This window comes from Micrococcus sp. APC 4021 (assembly GCF_030407635.1).
Taxonomy (GTDB): domain Bacteria; phylum Actinomycetota; class Actinomycetes; order Actinomycetales; family Micrococcaceae; genus Micrococcus; species Micrococcus luteus.
In genome coordinates this window covers 1-1,272 of record NZ_JASDCZ010000218.1, presented here as the reverse complement: position 1 = coordinate 1,272, position 1,272 = coordinate 1, and the positions used below count along the sequence as shown (strand labels likewise).

Annotated in this window: 1 protein-coding gene; it reads right to left on the bottom strand. The window is 73.6% G+C overall.

Features of this window, described 5'->3' with window-relative positions; genetic code table 11:
* The coding region (locus QL983_RS11265) for a diacylglycerol kinase family protein (RefSeq protein ID WP_290153059.1) at positions 1-1,166 on the bottom strand (1,166 nt) is incomplete at its 3' end.
* Between the last annotated feature and the right edge of the window lie 106 nt (positions 1,167-1,272).

The window sequence follows — 1,272 nt, the reverse complement described above, 5'->3', positions numbered from 1 at the left end:
GCCGGTTCCGGGACGGGGGCGGCGGCGGAGACGCCGTCGTCGCGGACGGAGGCGTCGTCCTCGGCCACGAGCATCACGACGAGCGAGTCCGGCTGCACGCGGGCGTCGAGGGCGGTGATGACCCCGGTGGCGTCGCCGTCGAGCTGGGAGGGCATCGGCTCGGCGAACTCCACCTTCACGCGCTGCGCCTGCTCCGTGTGCATCACGGGGATGGAGCTGCGGGACCGGGTCACGGTCTTCACGGCGATCCGCGCCCAGTCGAGCGCGTGCCGGGGCGAGAGGACCATGACGTCGAGGAGGCCGTCGTCGAGCTTGGCCTGGGGCAGCAGCTCGACGCCGCCCGTGAGCATCCCGCAGTTGGCCACCATCACGGTGCGCACCTTGAACCGGCGGGGCTGACCGCCGTCGAGGGCCACGGTCACCTCGTGCCGCTTGCCGCGCAGGTGCCGTATGCCGGCCTCGCTGTAGGCCAGCCAGCCGGCCAGGCTCTTCAGCTCGTCCTTGGTGTCGCCCATGATGTCCGCGTCGTAGCCGGCGCCGCCGATCACGGTGAAGGTCTGCCGGGTGACGCGCCCGTCCTCGTGCGTGAAGCGGACGTCCACGGTGTCGATGCGCCGCTGCCGGCCCCCCACGGCGATCCTCAGGCATTGCTCGACGTCGTTGATCGGCAGGTCCAGGTTGCGGGCCAGCAGGTTCCCGGTGCCCAGCGGCACCACGCCGAGGGCGACGTCGGTGCCGGCCAGCTGCTCGGCCACGGTGCGGACCGTGCCGTCGCCGCCCGCGGCGATCACGAGCCGGGCGCCGGCGTCGAGGGCCTGCCGCGCCATGGCGGTGCCGGGGTCGTCCTCCTGCGTCTCGAGCACGAGCACCTCGCCGAGGCCCTCCGCCGCCGCGAGCCGCTCGAGCTCGCGCCGCACCCGGTCCGCGTGCGTCTTGATGGGGTTCAGCACCAGCGCGACCTCGTGCCGGCCCGTGCCGATGCCGGGCACCTCCTCCAGCCGGCGCTGCACGCCGCCCATCCGCGCGTCGAGGGCGTCCACCAGGAGACGCGTCCGCTCGTGCTGCACGCCGAGGCGGACCTGGCGCACCGCCAGCACCACCACGACGACGATCAGCACGGCCAGGAGCACCAGGGCGGCCAGCGCCATCCACCACTCGGGAGTCATGCCCTGAGTCTAGGCGTCGGCCCCGCCCGCTAGGTGTAGGAGGGCATGACGTTGTTGACTCGGGCCGGGGCCAACGAGGCCGGCGGGGCGTTCCCGCAGGAGGTAT